This is a genomic window from Clostridium beijerinckii, assembly GCA_003129525.1.
In the GTDB taxonomy this organism is placed as follows: domain Bacteria; phylum Bacillota; class Clostridia; order Clostridiales; family Clostridiaceae; genus Clostridium; species Clostridium beijerinckii_D.
The window spans coordinates 2847104-2864415 of record CP029329.1; the positions used below are offsets into that span (position 1 = coordinate 2847104).

The window sequence follows — 17312 nt, forward strand, 5'->3', positions numbered from 1 at the left end:
TAAATTTATATTTTAAGACAGCTCATTTTCAATCTTAACGGATATTATCTTTCAACGTTATATAATTCATCGTCTATATCAAAGCAATATTTTTTTTGATAATTTGATCCCCTTATTTAAATGGAGGGCAATATGAATTTTTATAGGACATGTGTCTCATTAAAGAGGAACTATGAAAAAAGTTTCGAACAAAGACTTGTTAAATTATTTTATTGTATTTGTAATTGATTACAAGGTTCTGATATACTAGTCTAGAGGTGATTAAAATGAAAGTTGGAATAGTCGGACTGGGGGATATTGCTAAAAAAGGTTACTTGCCAGTGCTTTCTGAAAAGGAAGGTATAGAATTGGTTCTTTGTACAAGAAATACTGAGACTTTAAACAAATTATCTAAAAAATATCGGATTGCAGAGACAGTTAATACAGTTGAAGAACTTATAGAAAAAGGTATAGATGCAGCTTTTGTAAGTACTGCTACAGATGGTCATTTTCAAGTGGCTGAAAAATTACTTAGAAGCGGTATAAATACATATATAGATAAACCTATATCTATGAATTTTCATGAAACTGAAAAGATCGTGAAGTTAGCTAAAGAGAATGGAAAGATTGCAATGGTTGGATTTAACAGAAGATTCATACCAGTAGTCAAAGAACTTAAGGAACATGGTAAAGCAACAGTAATAATAATGCAAAAAAATAGATTTAAAGCACCGGATTATACAAGAAGATTCGTGGTAGAGGATTTTATACATGTTGTGGATACTCTTAGATTTTTGATGGGTACCGAAGTTAAAGATTTAAAGGTAGAGTATCTCAAAAATGGAGAAATTCTTGATAATTTGATAATTCAACTTATAGGAGATGGATGTACTGCTATAGGCATTATGAATAGAAATGGAGGAGTGACAGAAGAAATCATTGAATATATGACAACAAATGATAAGTTTGTCGTAAATAATCTTGTGGAAACAACTCATTTTCATAACAAAGAAATAAATGTTAGCAAATTTGGTGATTGGGAACTAACGCTTTTTAAACGTGGATTCTATCAAATAGTGGATCATTTTATAGACTGCGTACAAAACAATAAGACACCAGAACCTTCTATTAATGATTCATTAATTACTCATGGAATTTGTGAGAGAATAGTTAAATATATAGAATTAGGTAACTAAAGAAAATAATGAAGCTAGCTTTTGCTAGCTTCATTATTTATAAGAGAACCTAAATTCAATATTATAACTCTATTTTAATGGAAATAATGATTTCATTCCTTTACATTTTTCTTTAAGTAAATTTATCTCTTCTTCAGTAACTGGCTTGAAGTCTCTTGCAGCTTCTACTGACCACCTAAAATGCTCTATATCTCCTGGAGGTATTGCAGCTGTTATAGGTTGAGACAGGGTATATCTATAAGCTAGCTTTGCTAGTTCTTTATCATCTATAGCTTCATACCAGCCTTTAGGATACTTATTTACTACACCTTCTTCAAGTTTAGTTTTTGCCATAGCTTTTATAGCAAGTATTCCCATTTCTTTTTCTTTAGCTTTAGCTATTACTTTAGGGCCGAAGTCTGAATTAATAATATTTACCCAATTAACAGGGAATAATATTGAATCAAAATCAAATCTGTCCATTAAAGCTATAGCGGCCTCTTCAGAGTGCGCTGAGAAGCCAATGTGTTTTATAAGCCCTTCCTGCTTTGCTTTAAGAAAAGTTTCAAAAGCTCCATTAACACCAAAAATTTTTTCTACATCTTCAGTTGTTGTAACTGCATGTAATTGGTATAAATCAAAATAATCAGTTTTAAGAATTTTCAATGATTCTTCTAATAATGCTCTAGCACCATCCTTAGTTCTGTTTTCTGTCTTACAAGCTAAGAATATATCATTTCTTTTACCTACAAGTGCAGGTCCCAGTTTATCCTGTGCATTTCCATAAGTAGGAGCTACATCAAAATAATTTACGCCTGAATCAATGGCTTCTGCCACATAGTTATTTGCATCTTTTTGAGTTTCAGCTGAAACTATAATTCCACCAAAACCAACCACGGATAAATTTTCTCCTGTTTTTCCTAAGACTCTTTTTTTCATAATACCTCTTCTTTCTTCATATATATTATTTAATATTCAACTAATAAAAATTAATAAGTAGTAATTGTTCTACAGTGTAACTTGTAATTATAATCTTCTCCTTTTTATAATTAATTACTAATAATACATTATATTAAATATAAATAAATAAATAATTAGTAATATAAATATTGTAGATTTCATTATTACCTTTTAGTAAAACAATAATGCTTTAAAAGTTATATTTTTATTCATAGAAAAACAAAAGTACTTAATAACTTACAGGGAGTATAGGCTCTTAGGTTACAAGTATAAATGTATTATATAAAATTATGATATAATAAATATATAATATTAGTAAATAATAATTTAGAGTAAGGAAAATGTAAACTAAAGATAGGATGATAAAAATGGAGTTAAAACAATTAAGAAATGAAGAGATTGAGAACTTATATAATGAGCATATGATAATAGATTTCCCGGCTGAAGAATTAAAGCCTATTGATGTAATACAAAAGCTTATTAAAAGAAAAATTTATATATGCTATGGTTTATATAATAATGAAGAATTATTAGCTTATGCATTTTTAGCGACTTCGAAACTATATTTATTGATTGATTATTATTCAGTATGTGCAAAATATAGAAATAAGGGCATTGGAAGTGAATTTTTAACTATTTTAAAGGAAAATTGTAAAAATTATAATGGAATAATAGTGGAAGTAGAAAATATTGAATGTGCTTCTAATGAAGCTGAAAAAGTAGTTCGCAGAAGGAGAATAGATTTTTATAGCAAAAATGGAATGAGAATGACAAATATTTCGAGTAAATTATTCAATGTGAATTACTCTATTATGTGTTTATGTAATATTGAGATAGACGATTCAGTTATTTATGCAGAATTGAAGAATATTTATAAAGAAATGATTCCAAGTAAGTTTTATTCGAAATATGTAGAAGTCTGCAATGAAGCAAAAAAATGATTTTCATATGTCATTGAAGTACCATGATATTTATGCACTAAATGCTCAAATGTGATATATTAAATAAATATTTCATACTTTTCAGAAAATACATTGTATTCTGACAATTTCGGTATTATAATAAACTTAAGAAGAAAGAAATTTCTTCTAGCAATCCTAACCCAATAAAATCAACAAAATCAATTACAAAAATTAAAATTTAAAAATTTACAGAAAATGTTAATTAGATATAAGCAATAGGCAATAGGTAATTAAGGTGTTTGATTAGTAATAGACAAAGTGAATTAAAACGCAAGTTGAAACTACTAAGTACAAATCATCGGAAGGTTTGATTAGTAACCAACACGGCGATTCAAAACGCAAGGTGAAATTACTAAAACAGATTAAGCTATTTGAATAAAGTATATCTAAATAATGTTAGCAAAATAAATAAAAGTTTACCTTAATCAATTTTAATTATTAAGATATCTCTACTGTGTTACAAAGATAAGAGTAATGTTTTAGAAAAGGAATAGTATAGAAAAAAGGGTGATAAAAATTCAATTAAAACCATTTCAATGTAGAAAAGGGTTAGGATTTGCTTAACCACCAATTAGTTTATATAATTTGACTAATTGGTGGTTTTTAATTTATTTCAATATTTTAATGATAGTTTTCACTATGCTAAAAGAACTAAGCAAGTGAAGTATATAAAAAGAAAACATAGCTATTTAAAAGAAAAGATGTTATAATAAGTAAGAAATAAAAAAGGTTTTTAATAGAGATATGCATTTCTCCTTTTAGAGAATTATATCATCGATATTAATCTTTAATTTAAAAGGAGGAATTTAATATGGAAGATAAAACTTTAGTATGTAAAGATTGTGGAAATGAATTTGTTTTCACAACTGGAGAACAAGAATTCTACAAGGAAAAAGGATTCGAAAACGAACCAGTAAGATGTCCTGATTGTAGAAGAGCTAGAAAGCAACAAAATAACAGAAGATAGTTTTTGATTATTTTAAGAGTTATAAGATTTTCTTATAACTCTTTTTTAGGATGTATGATATAAGTTATTAGATTATACAGAAATAGGTGAAAGAAATGATACAATAATTATGACTTTTTAGGTTTTGTGGTAAATGAGTTTTAATACAAAGATTCTAAGAAGGTTTGGGTTCTTAGTAGTTAACCCCTAAAAGCTACTTGCCAAATGAATAATATATCATTAACTTTGAAGTTAAGAGGAGATACAGAATGAATTTATTATTAGATGTTGAAGGTAAAGTGAATTATGATAAAATTAATAAAAATACAACAGTTAAAGATGTGTTAGATGCAATTGATATTTTTTTAGATAACAATTCTCTTCCTTGTAATGAGTGTGAGGAAAGTTGCTGCAAAAAATCTTGGTCAGTAGAAATGGATAATGTTTGTGTAAATAGATTAAGTGATTGGAAAGATGAGGTAGCTTTAGATTTTGTACAAAAAAAGCTAATTAAAAAGAAAAATTACTGTAGAGACTTTGATCAATATGTATTAAATAAGAAAACAGATTGTAATTTTATAACAGAAACAAACTTATGCACTATATACCAAAATAGGCCAATAATATGTAGGCTTTATATCTGTATTCCAAAAAGTTATAGATATAATGTAATTAGAGAACTTATAGGAAGTACATATTTAAAAGCACTTGTACTTGAAGAAAAAATGAGAAACAACAATTTTACAGAAAGAACTATTAATAAATATAAAAGAAATCCAGCAGTTTTTGCTAAAGATTACAATATATCTTTGGAAGAAATATTTGATTATGCTGAAGACGAAGGATGGCTTGATATTGATGAAAGAGAAGATCTTTATAAATAAAAAATTATGATCTAATAAATATAAAATACTAGCAGAACATGAATTAATGATGGAGAGTTTTTATGGCATAATAAGAACTATAATAATGAACATATATTCTAACAAATGAGGTTTTAATTTATAAAATGTAAGCAAGGGTAAAAGGGTGAATAGTATGTCTGACAATATAAAAGTCATAAGAAAATGGTTCTTACCATCTGATTTTGATAAAGTAGAAAATTATTTATGCGATATGTCAAGACAAGGATGGCATTTAAAAGAAGCAAAAAATGGATTTGGTACAAGCAAATATCATTTTGAAAAGGGAGAATCTAAAAATTATAGTTATGCAATTCAGTACATTATAAAAGATCAGAATACAGGGAGTTATTGTAAATCAATTAAGGATGCAGGTTGGAACAACATAACTATTCTTCCTTACCTTTGGAATGGGGAATGGCATTATTATAGAAAAGAATACAAAGATGGGAAAAGGGAGCAATTATTAACTGATAATGAATCTAAATTAGATTTATTAAAGAATATATTAAGAAGTTTATGGATAATAGGACTTTGTCTGATTTTCAGTGGAGTTAGTGCAATGTCTAATTCTTTTCAAACAATACTTGGAGATCCCAATGCAAGACTTAGTATGCCTTTTGCTATTTCTATTCTTACTATATACTGTGCAGCTTTGGTAATATATGCAATGGTTCTTATACCTTTGATAAGGAAAATATCAAAAATGAACAAGAATTTTCAAGAATAAAACTAATAACAATTTATTTCTTACATCATCGGTAGAATTTTATAAAGAAAGAGTACTAGAAATTTATCTTTTATATTTTTTCGGAATACTATGAAGGATAGGATATAGTACTTGAATATGACATATTATACAATAGTTCTACCTTTTTTCAAAAAAATATATTGTATTCTAGTAATTACCATGTTATAATAAAGACAGATATAAAAAAAGTTTTTAATTGAGATATGCATTTCTCCTTTTAGAGAAGTATATAATCGATATTAATCTTTAATTTAAAAGGAGGAATTTAATATGGAAGATAAAACATTAGTATGTAAAGACTGTGGTAATGAATTCGTTTTCACTACTGGAGAACAAGAATTCTACAAGGAAAAAGGATTCGATAACGAACCTGTAAGATGTCCTGATTGTAGAAGAGCTAGAAAGCAACAAAATAACAGAAGATAATTTTTGATTATTTTAAGGGGCTGTTGCAAAACTAACATAGTTAGTTTTGTAGCAGCTCATTTTTTTTAAGAAATAAAAAAATGTGAATTCCGAAGAAATCACATTTATTGTATAATTAAGTTATGTACAAAATAAAGAAATCATACACTAAAGATTATAATGAATTTAATGATAATTTTCAACTTATATTACCATTAAATTTGGAAAATTTAATACCAGAAGATGATTCTGTTCGCTTGCTAAGCCACGTATTGGAGGGATTAGATTACAGAAAGTTGTATAAGGCGTACTCTTCCGTTGGAAGAAAACCGGCAGTGGAACCCAAAATCATGTTCAAAATAATATCGTATGCGTATTCTCAAAATGTTTATTCAAGTAGAAAAATAGAAAAAGCATGTAAAAGAGATATAAATTTTAGATGGCTGCTTCAAGGATGCAAAGCCCCTGATCATGCTACAATTAGTAGATTTCGAAAAGATTATCTTTCAAATGAAGTAATTGAAGAATTATTTTATCAGCAAGTTAATTATTTAGCTGATCAAAATGAAGTATTATTTGAAAATGTATTTATTGATGGTACTAAAATCGAGGCGAATGCCAATCGATATACTTTTGTTTGGAAGAAAGCCATTTACAAAAATGAAGAGAAAATGTTTAATAAAATTCTTACTCTTGTTGAAAATGTCAATCTTGAAGAATTGAAAGAATTTAGTATTCAAAAAGAAACATTGATAAATGATCTCGATAAAATTCTCGAATGGCTTTTATATGAAAAAGAGAAGAGAAACATAGAATTTGTTCATGGAATTGGTAAGAGAAAAACTACAATTCAGAAATGGATAGAGCAACTATTTGAATATAAAGAGAGACAAGAAAAATATAATTTCAGTAAAACCATATTCTCAAATAGAAATAGTTATTCTAAAACTGATCCAGACGCAACTTTCATGCATATGAAAGATGATCATATGAGAAATGGTCAATTAAAGCCAGCATATAATGTACAAATTGCAGTTGAAAGCGAATACGTGACCGGTGTCGGAATATTTGATGATAGAAATGACATAGCAACACTAATACCTATGCTTAATAATATGCAAGAAAAAATTGGTCGTAAATATCTTAATGTGATTGCAGATTCGGGTTATGAAAGCGAAGAAAATTATTTATTTTTAGAATACAATAATCAGACCCCATACATAAAGCCGCAAACTTATGAAAAGTGGAAAAAAAGAAGTTTCAAAAATGATATAAGTAAGCGAGAAAATATGCAATATGATGCTGAATCAGATTTTTATGTTTGCAATAATGGTAGAAAGTTGATTCCGACCTCTATTATTCATAGAAAATCCGCCAGTGGATACAAATCAGAAGTTACTGTTTATGAGTGTGAAAGCTGTGATAATTGTGTTCATAAAGAAAAATGTACAAAAGCAAAAGGAAATAGAAAGATGCAGGTTTCGAAAACTTTTGTAGAAAAGCGTGAAATATCTTATAGAAATATTACAACTGAAATTGGAGCTAAATTAAGAATGAACAGATCTATTCAGGTCGAAGGAGCATTTGGAGTTCTAAAAAGTGACTATGAATTCAATAGATTTTTAACACGTGGAAAAAATAGTGTAAAAACTGAATTTATTTTGCTTTGTTTTGGTTATAACATTAACAAATTGCATTCAAAAATCCAAAACGGAAGAACTCAAAAACATCTTCATGAATTAAAACAATCTGCCTAATTATGGAATAATTTAAGTAGGCTTATTAAAGTGCGCTTAAAACATAAAAATCTCTCAATAATTATTATTCAATTTTAATTATTAAGAGATTTTTTAATTTAAAACGAAAAGAAGTGTCGCTTCTGATTAAAAATTAATCATTTTGCGACACGCCCTTTTTTAGTATATAGGATTTAATGATACGCCCTGATAAAGTATATATAGAGTAAGGAATAATGACAAAATGGAGTTGTTTAAATCAATTAATACAACTAAAAATTTACCGAAACCAACACAAATAACTTTAACCATTAATTAGTTAATATGTTTTTGCTAATTGATGGTTTTTAATTGTTTGAAGTCAAAATATGAGGTTGGAAATTAAATGTTAATATTAAAAAGAATAATTTAAATTATTGGCATAATAGATAAAAGTGGTTTTTAAAAACATAAGATTTAATAATTACATCTTATCTATATGAGAAAATTATAGTATAATACATATATTGTAATAAAATGTATCACAGTACACATTTTCAATGGTTTTACATTAACAAAAATATTTTAATAGAAAGTGATGATTTATTTTATGAAAAACATATTACTTTTAAGTACAGGGGGAACTATTGCATCTGCTCCTACTGACAATGGTCTTGCACCATCTATTCATAGTGATAGCATTTTATCTTTAATTGGTGGAATTGGTTCTGATTATAATATTACAACAAAAGATATTCTTCAGCTAGATAGCTCTAATATACAACCTGAAGAGTGGAAGCTTATTGCAAATAGTATATTTGACAATTGTAAAGATTATGATGGAATAGTAGTTACCCATGGAACCGACACTATGGCATACACATCATCAATTCTTTCATTCATGCTAAAAAATGTACCGATTCCAGTTGTTATAACAGGTTCACAATTACCGCTTCCTAATCCTTTGACAGATGGAATTGAAAATTTAAGATGCGCATTTGCCATGGCAGCTAGTGGTACTGCTGGAGTGTTTTTAGCTTTTAATCGTAAAGTTATTTTAGGTAGCCGTGCTGTAAAAGTAAGAACTACTGGGTTTGATGCATTTGAAAGTGTAAATGCTCCTTATGCAGCAACAATAGATTCAGCAGGCTTATATATAAATAAGGATATTATAAAACCAGTAAGTGGTGTATTTAAACTTGAAGACCAAATATGTAAAGACATATTCTTAATAAAATTAACACCAGGACTTAATCCTGAAATATTTGATATGCTACTTAATATGAATTACAAAGGAATAATAATAGAAGCATTTGGTGTAGGTGGATTACATTTTATCAGAAGAGACTTAATATCTAAATTAGAAAAAATAGTTCAAAAGGGAATTAGTGTTGTTGTATGTAGTCAATGCCTCTATGAAAGTAGTGATTTTTCAATTTATGAAACTGGAAAATTAGTATTGGAAAAAGGAGTAATTCAAGGATATGACATGACTACAGAAGCTGCAGTTACTAAACTTATGTGGGCACTTGGAAAAACAAATGATCCGGAAAAGATTAAAGAAATATTTGGCACAAGCTTTGTAGGCGAAGTATCTATAAAGTAAAAAGAATGGGAGCATAGATGTATTTCTATGCTCCCATTCTTTTAGGTTAGTATTACTTATTTATATTAATTTAATTCAGTTAATCCGAATATTTTAGATTTAGCTTCTTTTGTATTATTAGTATCATTTATATTATTTTCAGAGAAAACTAAATCAACATCATTTAAAGGAACAACTTTAGTTTTATGTTTAATTTTATAACCTAAATATAATCCGATGAATAATGGAATTCCTATATAAGATGCAATTAACCCTTGCCAATCAACTCCGTCAGGTTTTATACATGAGTATCCTTGACCTATAATAATAATTGTACACATTATTAATGCTAGTATAGGTCCAAATGGATATAGTATAGCTTTGTATTTTAAATTTTTTATATTTTTGCCTTGGTAAACATATGCTTTTCTAAATCTATAGTGACATAATGCTATGCCTACCCAAGCTATAAATCCAGCAAGACCAGATGCTGCAATTAGCCAAACATAAACTGTGCTTTCTGCAAACATACCAGTTAAAAAACAAGCTGAAGCAATTAAAGTAGTTGCAATTACGGAATTTACAGGTACGCCTCTTTTGTTAGTTTTAGCAAATAGTTTAGGAGCCATACCATCTTTAGCCATTGAAAATAGCATTCTACTTGACGCATACATACCAGAGTTACCAGCAGATAATACAGAAGTTAATATAATTGCATTCATTAATGAAGCAGCTCCAGATACACCAGCTCTTTCAAATACCATGGTAAATGGACTTGTTGAAACACCAGCTTCAGTAAATGGTATTATAGCTCCTAAGATAACTATTGTACCTAAGTAAAATAATATTATTCTCCAAAAAACTGACTTTATAGCTTTAGGTATAGTTTTTTCAGGATTTTCACTTTCACCAGCAGCAACTCCAATAAGTTCAGTTCCTTGAAATGAGAAGCCTGCAATTAAGAATATAGCAAATATAGACTTAATGCCTCCGTTAAATGGACCACCACCTACAGTGTAGTTATGAAATCCTACTTTATCTCCACCCATTATACCTAAAATCATAAGAATACCAATTATTATAAATACAATAACTGTAACAACTTTAATTCCAGCAAACCAGTATTCTGATTCACCGTAGGCTTTTGATGATAAAATATTTAAACCTACTATTATTCCTAAAAATAATATACTCCAGAAGAATCCACTTATATTAGGGAACCAATATTTCATAATTAAAGATCCTGCAACCATTTCAGCTGCAATTGTTATAGCCCAGTTATACCAATAATTCCAACCGAGGGCAAATCCAAGCGCTGGGTCAATAAATTTAGTGGCATACGTACTAAATGAACCAGATATAGGCATATAAGTTGCCATTTCTCCCAAACTAGTTATTAAAAAGTACACCATAATACCTACTAATGTATAAGCTACTAATGCACCTCCAGGGCCAGCTTGATGTAAGGTATCTCCCATTGCAAGGAATATACCAGTACCAATAGAACCTCCTAAAGCTATCATGTTTAAGTGCCTTGCTTTTAAACCTCTTTTTAACTCGTGATTTTCTTTACTCATTTTTTTATCCTCCTTATGGTTTTAAAATTCCATAAGGCACATCAAAGAAAATAATAAGCCTAAGATATAAGCATGCGGGCCTATTATTTTTTTATTGTGCCTGAGTAACTAACTAAGATAATGTAAAGATTTGAACAATAAAAAATGCCATGAAAGCATATTCATGACATAAAATACGAAAATTGTATATTTAAATAAATATGCCAAATACCGTATATTCATTGAAAATAGCTCTCCACAAAATAATTTGTGACAGTCTTATGTATATTTTACATAAGACCAGTAAACAGCATCAAAGCAATTGGCTATTTACTTCGGCGAAAGTTCCTTTCATATTACTTCATTGAGCTTACCTCCGTAATACTACTCTTAAGTTTCGCACCTCTATCTAAGTTATCTACTTGTTATTTTATAAGTAATTATGTAACAAAAGTAGGAATAAGTCAATACAAAATATAATATTTCATGCTAAATATTATATTTTGTAACCTAATTCAGTATATGAAGTTCAATAGTGTCTCCGATGGAGGAGCACCTTGAGGAAACTTATTTAATCTTTCTTCTAAACTTTTATAAGCATCTTTTCCAACTATATGTGGCATATTTTCACCTCGTTTGATTTGTTATATATATTTTTACATAAAAAGTATATATACAATAATAAGATAGATAATTGTTATTCTTTCCATTCAGAAGTAGATCTATATTGAATGAAATTTTAAAACTTAGATAATACAGTAAATTTCATATCGGAATAGGTTGGATATAATAGTGTATAACCTTTTAGAAGAGTATTTAAAACAGTTAAAGGAGTTAGCACTAGAGAATTAAGGAATAGATTTTACAAATATGTACGTAAAGATTGGTTTGATAAAGTTGGCATTCTCGTGTACATATGTCCGCCGTGGGTTGACATATGTCATTATATAAGATAGTATATAATAAAACAATATATAGTATTTATTTTCTGTTTTTTATTTTCTTGCAGGAAATCCTTTGGAAATATATATTTGCGAGACCTATAAAACCTATGGCTTTAGAGTTTAGCAAAATACTAATATTATTAATTATAAGGGGGAACAAAATTGAAAAATTTATTTAACAAATGGAATAAAATCAGTCTTGTTAAAAGAATAATTGTAGGCTTGCTTGTCGGTATTATTCTGGCGTTAACTCTTCCTGAGGTAGCACAACCAATTACAATTTTAGGAGCTTTATTTGTTGGTGCTTTGAAAGGAATTGCACCAATGTTGGTATTCTTCTTGGTCATGACGGCTATATCTCAGCATAAGAGTGGTCATAAAACTAATATGAAATCTATTATAGTTCTGTATTTGCTGGGAACATTCCTAGCTGGATTAACTGCAGTTATTGCAAGTTTTATATTCCCAGTAAGCCTAGTGTTGGCAGCGGGTGCTGAGGAGTTATCAGCTCCAGGTGGTGTTGGAGAGGTTCTGAAAGCATTGCTTTTAAATCTTGTTGATAATCCGGTAAAAGCACTTGTTAATGCTAACTACTTAGGTATACTGGCTTGGGCATTGGTTCTTGGTTTAGCTCTGAAAAATGCGCAAGATTCAACTAAAACAATGATAAGCAATTTCTCAGATGCAGTATCCCAAGCGGTTAAATGGGTCATTAATTTCGCTCCATTTGGAATCATGGGACTGGTATTCGATTCAATTGCTACTAATGGACTTTATACTCTTTTAAGTTATGGAAAGTTACTTTTGGTTTTAATTGGCTGTATGTGTTTTGTTGCACTTGTTGTCAATCCAATAATAGTTTTTGTTTGCATTCATCAGAACCCATATCCACTTGTTTTTAAATGTCTGAAAGATAGCGGAATAACAGCATTCTTTACGCGTAGTTCTGCTGCAAATATTCCTGTAAATATAAAAATATGTGAAGAACTTAATTTAGATAAAGATACATATACTGTCTCAATTCCCTTAGGAGCTACTATAAATATGGCTGGTGCAGCTGTTACAATTTCAGTTATGACTTTAGCGGCAGTTAACACACTTGGGATTCAAGTTGATATACCTACAGCAATTATCTTAAGTGTATTGTCAGCTGTATGTGCTTGTGGTGCTTCAGGTGTGGCAGGTGGATCATTACTACTGATTCCTTTGGCATGTAGCTTGTTTGGGATACCAAATGAAATTGCTATGCAGGTTGTTGGTGTAGGGTTTATTGTAGGTGTTCTGCAAGATTCTTGCGAAACAGCACTTAACTCATCAACTGACCTTCTCTTTACAGCATCTGCTGAATATATGAAAATGCGTAAAGAAGGACAAGAAATCACTTTTAATAACGAGACAGCTTAATCATATTAATGAAAATAACAAGTCAAAGATGATATGTGTATTTTGAGTTAAAGCAAATATACATATTATACTAACTTGTTATTTTTTTTTATGTGATTTACATGTAGAGATACTCATATCAGAATTCGTACTGATATTTTGGATAATCTAGCTATTGTAGGTCTATTTTTTGAAATTGTAGTTTCTACTTCTTTTATGAGAAAAATATTTAAACTTAATAAAAAATGAAATGCTGGTATATAAATGTAATATTATAAAATTCTATATTTTAATTTGCAAAAAAAAGTAATATAATTTAAAAATGCCGTTTGAAGTTTAAAAATAGAAGAATTTAATAATATTATATAAGTAGAAAAGGTGGAGTTAGAAATGTTAAAAAAAGATTTTGGAAACAATGAACTAAACAGTATTTATGATGCTATTCCGTATATTAATACTTTCTTTGATGATGATATAGAAATCATGTTAACTGATAGAGAAAAAGTTTTATATTATAAAGGAAGCAAAGAGATAGATTTTAAAATAAAGGAAGGAGATGCTGCTGGAGATTTTGTAAAAGAAGCTATGGAACTTGGCAAATCTAAAATTGAAGTAATTCCTGAAGGCTTCTTAGGGGTTGCTTTTAAGTCATATATGATTCCAATTAAACAAGTAAATAGTGTTATAGGTTCAATAGCAATTGGTAAAAGTCTCTCTAAGAAAAATTCAGTAACTAATATTACAGAAAACTTAATTGAATCATTGATACAAATATCAACAGGAATAAACAATATTTCATCTAGTTTTCAGGAATCAGCCAATATGAATTCAGAAATACTTATGGAAACAAATGCCGCAAATGAAATGACCACTGATACTGATAATATAGTAGGATTCATAAAAGGTATTTCATCTCAAACAAATCTTTTGGGATTAAATGCAGCTATTGAGGCAGCAAGAGCAGGAGAGCAAGGAAAAGGATTTAATGTTGTTGCACAAGAAATTAGAAAATTATCTAATGAATCTAATAAATCTATAGGTAAGATTGAAACAGTTATAAAAGATATATCAAGTGCAATAAAAAAGATAAATGAGAAAATAGTAAATGTTGATAGTGTATCAAATAAGCAATCCATAGCATTAGAGAGAATAACAGAATCAATTAAAAACTTAAATTCTACTGCAAAATTATTAGGACAATTATCAGAAGAATTATAATTTATAAAATACATCAGATATAAATATTGCTAGAGCTGAGTTTTTCTTTTACTTAGGAAAATTTAGCTTTAATTATATTATTATTGAAGGAAAAAAAGATGGTAAAAAGTAAAAATACATTAAAGATATAAAGAAAAACTTAAGATATGGAAATGATAAAGAACAAATGTACATACATTCTTTGTAATAGTGGAAATAATTATAGTGTAAAGAGATGAGTACTAAAAACTAAATTTATGTTATAATGAAAGTAGTAAAATGGGTATTAAGAAGGCCATAAATAATATACATAATAAAAATCTGTACTCTAACAAACAAGCAATTGAAAACATAGATTCACTGCGTGGTATAATTAAAATAAAGGGGGAGGATACTATTGGCAGATAACAATGAAATGGTTGATTTACTTACTAAAATGTATTCAGAAGTTCAAGAAATGAAGTCTGATATTAACGGAAGACTGGACAATATAGATTTAAAATTTGATAATCTAGAACGTAAAGTTGATAAAACTAATATTATTATTGAGAATGATATAAAGCCTAAAATAGAAGTTCTATTTGATGGGTATAAACAAAATACAGAATCCATAAATGCGTTAACAAATAAAATTGATGATTTACAGACAGATGTAAATAATTTAACTATAAGAACATTAAAAAATGAAAATAATATAATTCATTTTTCGAAGACAATGGATAATAAAGATTTAAAAAAGATGCACAGTAAGGAATATTAAGAATTAATAATAAGCGAGTATGAAATTAAAATAATATCTAAAGTATCTTAAGCGTAAACAAAATTTAAGCATGTTAACATTATTAAAGATTTGAACTTTAAAATCTTTGAAGTTTGTAATTATAAATATGTTTAAAAACAAAGTATTTACTTTTTTGTAAGTGCTTTATTTTTTAGTTTTATTTAGCCAAGATAAAATAATCTTGGTTAAATAATAAGTTTGAGTTACAATATACAAAGGCAAAAAAATAGAAGTTAATGGAGAGTAAAAATGAAAAAAAGGTTAAAAAACATTATTAAAAGTAATTGGTTATTTGTATTTATGGTAGTTATGTTTCAATTTAAATCAATGATACTACTATCTATGCTTAGAACACCAAACTCATCAAGTATAAATTTAGGAAGTATTTATTTTTCAGTTCCTGTAATATGGGCTCATGTAGCTATAATAGTATTAATAGCTAGTCCTATATTGTTCTTTAAAGAAAAAGGGAGAGTAAGAACTGCTCTAACAATAGATATTTTAGTTACAATTATTTTTGTAGCAGACATATGGTATTATCGTACAAATGGAACTTTTTTATCTATTAGACACTTAATACATAATGAGATATTTAATCCAACAGGAAAAAGTTTATTTAATTTAAGATTAGTAGATTTAGCATTTTTTGTTGATTTCATAATACTCTTTTGTATTTATAAATTTATTAAAATAAAAGAAGAAATTGAAAAGAATTTATTTTCACGATCAATAAAGGCCGTAAGTGTATTTTTAGTAAGTACATTTGTTATAGCCCTAGGACATTACTATATAGATGTCAAACAAATGGGATCAGGTAGAAATTTATTTGCATTGTCTTGGGCTCCATTTCAAACTTTTAGTGATATGAGTCCACTTGGATATCATGGATTTGATTTTTATTTTTATAAAGATAAAAATAAAACCTTAACCTCTGATGAAACAAACGACATAGAAAATTGGTTTAATAACAATAAAGAAAATCTACAAGATAATAAGTACAAGGGTATGTTTGAAGGTAAAAATGTAATTGCGGTGCAAGTAGAATCTTTAGAAAACTTTGTTATAGGCCAAAAAGTTAATGGACAAGAAATAACACCTAATTTAAATAAAATATTATCTAATAGTTTGTATTTTGATAATATCTATGAACAAAATAATTCTGGAACAAGCTCAGATGCGGATTTGCTAGTTAATACATCTATATTTCCAGTAAGAAAAGATAAAGCTTTCCTTTCATATCCTTGGACTAAATATAATTCATTTCAGAACTTATTAAATGGGAAAGGATATACTACTATTTCTACTCATGCAGAATTACCAGGTAGCTGGAATTGGGCAGAACCTCATAAATCTTTTGGAGCCGATAAAATTTGGGATAGTAGAGAATTTAATATGGATGAAGTAATAGGCCCAGGGTTATCTGATGAATCGTATTTAAAACAGATAGCAGGAAAGTTAAAGACAGAAAATGCGCCTTTTTATACATTTATAGCTACATTAACTAGTCATGGACCTTTTGAAATACCAAATGATAAGAAATATTTGGATTTATCAAAAGAACTTGATGAAAATATGCTTGGCGGATATTTTCAAAGTGTAAGATATGCTGATGAAGCTATAGGAAAGTTCTTAGGAGAATTAGAAAAGAATAATCAATTAGATAATACTGTTATTATGATTTATGGAGATCATTGCGGTGTTCATAAATTTTATGAAGATAAGATACAAGATTCTCCATTAGAAGGAACTTGGTGGAAAGACAATCAGAAAAAGATACCATTTATAGTATACTCTAAAGACTTAAAGCCAGAAGTAATATCTAAAGCAGGTGGTCAGTCAGATTTCTTGCCAACAATGTCTTATTTACTTGGAATTGATAGAAGTGAATTTGAAAATACATCTATGGGAAGAGTATTAGTAAATACAGAAAGAGATGCGGCTATTTTGAATTCTGGTGATATTATTGGTACTCCAAAAGATGAAAATGAACTTAACCATTTAAAAGATACATTTAAAATTGCAGATTCGATAATTGAAAAAAATTATTTTGGATCACAAAAGTGACAGTCAC

The 17312-nt window shown here is 28.3% G+C and carries 15 protein-coding genes; 13 read left to right on the forward strand and 2 right to left on the reverse strand.

What is annotated here, in order from left to right:
* Positions 1–266 precede the first annotated feature (266 nt).
* Positions 267–1175 (forward strand): gfo/Idh/MocA family oxidoreductase, encoded by a 909-nt coding sequence (locus DIC82_12610; protein AWK51806.1) that lies wholly within the window; start codon positions 267–269, stop codon positions 1173–1175.
* Between the two features lie 69 nt (positions 1176–1244).
* On the opposite strand, the gene DIC82_12615 is transcribed toward DIC82_12610, so the two are convergent.
* A complete protein-coding gene (locus DIC82_12615) occupies positions 1245–2093 on the reverse strand; it encodes an oxidoreductase (protein AWK51807.1) in 849 nt (282 codons plus the stop codon).
* Between the two features lie 389 nt (positions 2094–2482).
* On the opposite strand from DIC82_12615, the gene DIC82_12620 reads away from it, so the two are divergent.
* The 7 genes from DIC82_12620 to DIC82_12650 all read left to right on the forward strand — a co-directional run bounded on the left by DIC82_12620 (position 2483) and on the right by DIC82_12650 (position 9401).
* Positions 2483–3055, forward strand: a complete 573-nt coding sequence (locus tag DIC82_12620) for an N-acetyltransferase (protein AWK51808.1) — start codon at positions 2483–2485, stop codon at positions 3053–3055.
* Positions 3056–3887: 832 nt separating this feature from the next.
* Entirely contained in the window at positions 3888–4043 is a 156-nt protein-coding gene (locus DIC82_12625) for a cytochrome C551 (GenBank protein ID AWK51809.1), read from the forward strand.
* A gap of 248 nt (positions 4044–4291) precedes the next feature.
* On the forward strand, positions 4292–4906 hold the full coding sequence (locus DIC82_12630) for a YkgJ family cysteine cluster protein (protein AWK51810.1): 615 nt from the start codon (positions 4292–4294) through the stop codon (positions 4904–4906).
* A 154-nt stretch (positions 4907–5060) separates the two neighbouring features.
* Entirely contained in the window at positions 5061–5654 is a 594-nt protein-coding gene (locus tag DIC82_12635; protein AWK51811.1) for a hypothetical protein, read from the forward strand.
* A 291-nt stretch (positions 5655–5945) separates the two neighbouring features.
* Entirely contained in the window at positions 5946–6101 is a 156-nt protein-coding gene (locus DIC82_12640) for a cytochrome C551 (GenBank protein AWK51812.1), read from the forward strand.
* Between the two features lie 122 nt (positions 6102–6223).
* On the forward strand, positions 6224–7837 hold the full coding sequence (locus tag DIC82_12645; GenBank protein AWK51813.1) for an IS1182 family transposase: 1614 nt from the start codon (positions 6224–6226) through the stop codon (positions 7835–7837).
* Between the two features lie 568 nt (positions 7838–8405).
* Positions 8406–9401: an asparaginase gene (locus DIC82_12650; GenBank protein AWK51814.1), complete on the forward strand. Its 996-nt coding sequence runs from the start codon at positions 8406–8408 to the stop codon at positions 9399–9401.
* 65 nt (positions 9402–9466) lie between these two features.
* Here DIC82_12650 and DIC82_12655 read toward each other — a convergent pair whose 3' ends face one another.
* On the reverse strand, positions 9467–10957 hold the full coding sequence (locus tag DIC82_12655; GenBank protein ID AWK51815.1) for a gamma-aminobutyrate permease: 1491 nt from the start codon (positions 10955–10957) through the stop codon (positions 9467–9469).
* 916 nt (positions 10958–11873) lie between these two features.
* Here DIC82_12655 and DIC82_12660 point away from each other — a divergent pair.
* The 5 genes from DIC82_12660 (at position 11874) to DIC82_12680 (ending at position 17305) form a co-directional block, all read left to right on the forward strand.
* Positions 11874–12059, forward strand: coding sequence for a hypothetical protein (locus DIC82_12660; GenBank protein ID AWK51816.1), 186 nt, complete (start codon positions 11874–11876; stop codon positions 12057–12059).
* Positions 12043–13284 carry a serine/threonine transporter SstT gene (locus DIC82_12665; protein ID AWK51817.1) on the forward strand — a complete coding sequence of 414 codons (1242 nt, stop codon included), beginning with the start codon at positions 12043–12045 and terminating at the stop codon, positions 13282–13284. The genes DIC82_12660 and DIC82_12665 overlap by 17 nt, the downstream gene beginning before the upstream one ends.
* Before the next feature lie 369 nt (positions 13285–13653).
* Positions 13654–14481, forward strand: coding sequence for a chemotaxis protein (locus DIC82_12670; GenBank protein AWK51818.1), 828 nt, complete (start codon positions 13654–13656; stop codon positions 14479–14481).
* Positions 14482–14857: 376 nt separating this feature from the next.
* Positions 14858–15220, forward strand: coding sequence for a hypothetical protein (locus tag DIC82_12675; protein AWK51819.1), 363 nt, complete (start codon positions 14858–14860; stop codon positions 15218–15220).
* Between the two features lie 270 nt (positions 15221–15490).
* Positions 15491–17305 (forward strand): sulfatase, encoded by a 1815-nt coding sequence (locus tag DIC82_12680; GenBank protein AWK51820.1) that lies wholly within the window; start codon positions 15491–15493, stop codon positions 17303–17305.
* The last annotated feature ends 7 nt before the right edge of the window (positions 17306–17312 follow it).

Coding starts and splice junctions, on each gene's coding strand:
- DIC82_12670 (AWK51818.1), top strand. CDS start 13,654: ATGTTAAAAAAAGATTTTGGAAACAATGAACTAAACAGTATTTATGAT.
- DIC82_12620 (AWK51808.1), top strand. CDS start 2,483: ATGGAGTTAAAACAATTAAGAAATGAAGAGATTGAGAACTTATATAAT.
- DIC82_12635 (AWK51811.1), top strand. CDS start 5,061: ATGTCTGACAATATAAAAGTCATAAGAAAATGGTTCTTACCATCTGAT.
- DIC82_12680 (AWK51820.1), top strand. CDS start 15,491: ATGAAAAAAAGGTTAAAAAACATTATTAAAAGTAATTGGTTATTTGTA.
- DIC82_12610 (AWK51806.1), top strand. CDS start 267: ATGAAAGTTGGAATAGTCGGACTGGGGGATATTGCTAAAAAAGGTTAC.
- DIC82_12640 (AWK51812.1), top strand. CDS start 5,946: ATGGAAGATAAAACATTAGTATGTAAAGACTGTGGTAATGAATTCGTT.
- DIC82_12655 (AWK51815.1), bottom strand. CDS start 10,957: ATGAGTAAAGAAAATCACGAGTTAAAAAGAGGTTTAAAAGCAAGGCAC.
- DIC82_12650 (AWK51814.1), top strand. CDS start 8,406: ATGAAAAACATATTACTTTTAAGTACAGGGGGAACTATTGCATCTGCT.
- DIC82_12630 (AWK51810.1), top strand. CDS start 4,292: ATGAATTTATTATTAGATGTTGAAGGTAAAGTGAATTATGATAAAATT.
- DIC82_12660 (AWK51816.1), top strand. CDS start 11,874: ATGTCATTATATAAGATAGTATATAATAAAACAATATATAGTATTTAT.
- DIC82_12625 (AWK51809.1), top strand. CDS start 3,888: ATGGAAGATAAAACTTTAGTATGTAAAGATTGTGGAAATGAATTTGTT.
- DIC82_12615 (AWK51807.1), bottom strand. CDS start 2,093: ATGAAAAAAAGAGTCTTAGGAAAAACAGGAGAAAATTTATCCGTGGTT.
- DIC82_12645 (AWK51813.1), top strand. CDS start 6,224: ATGTACAAAATAAAGAAATCATACACTAAAGATTATAATGAATTTAAT.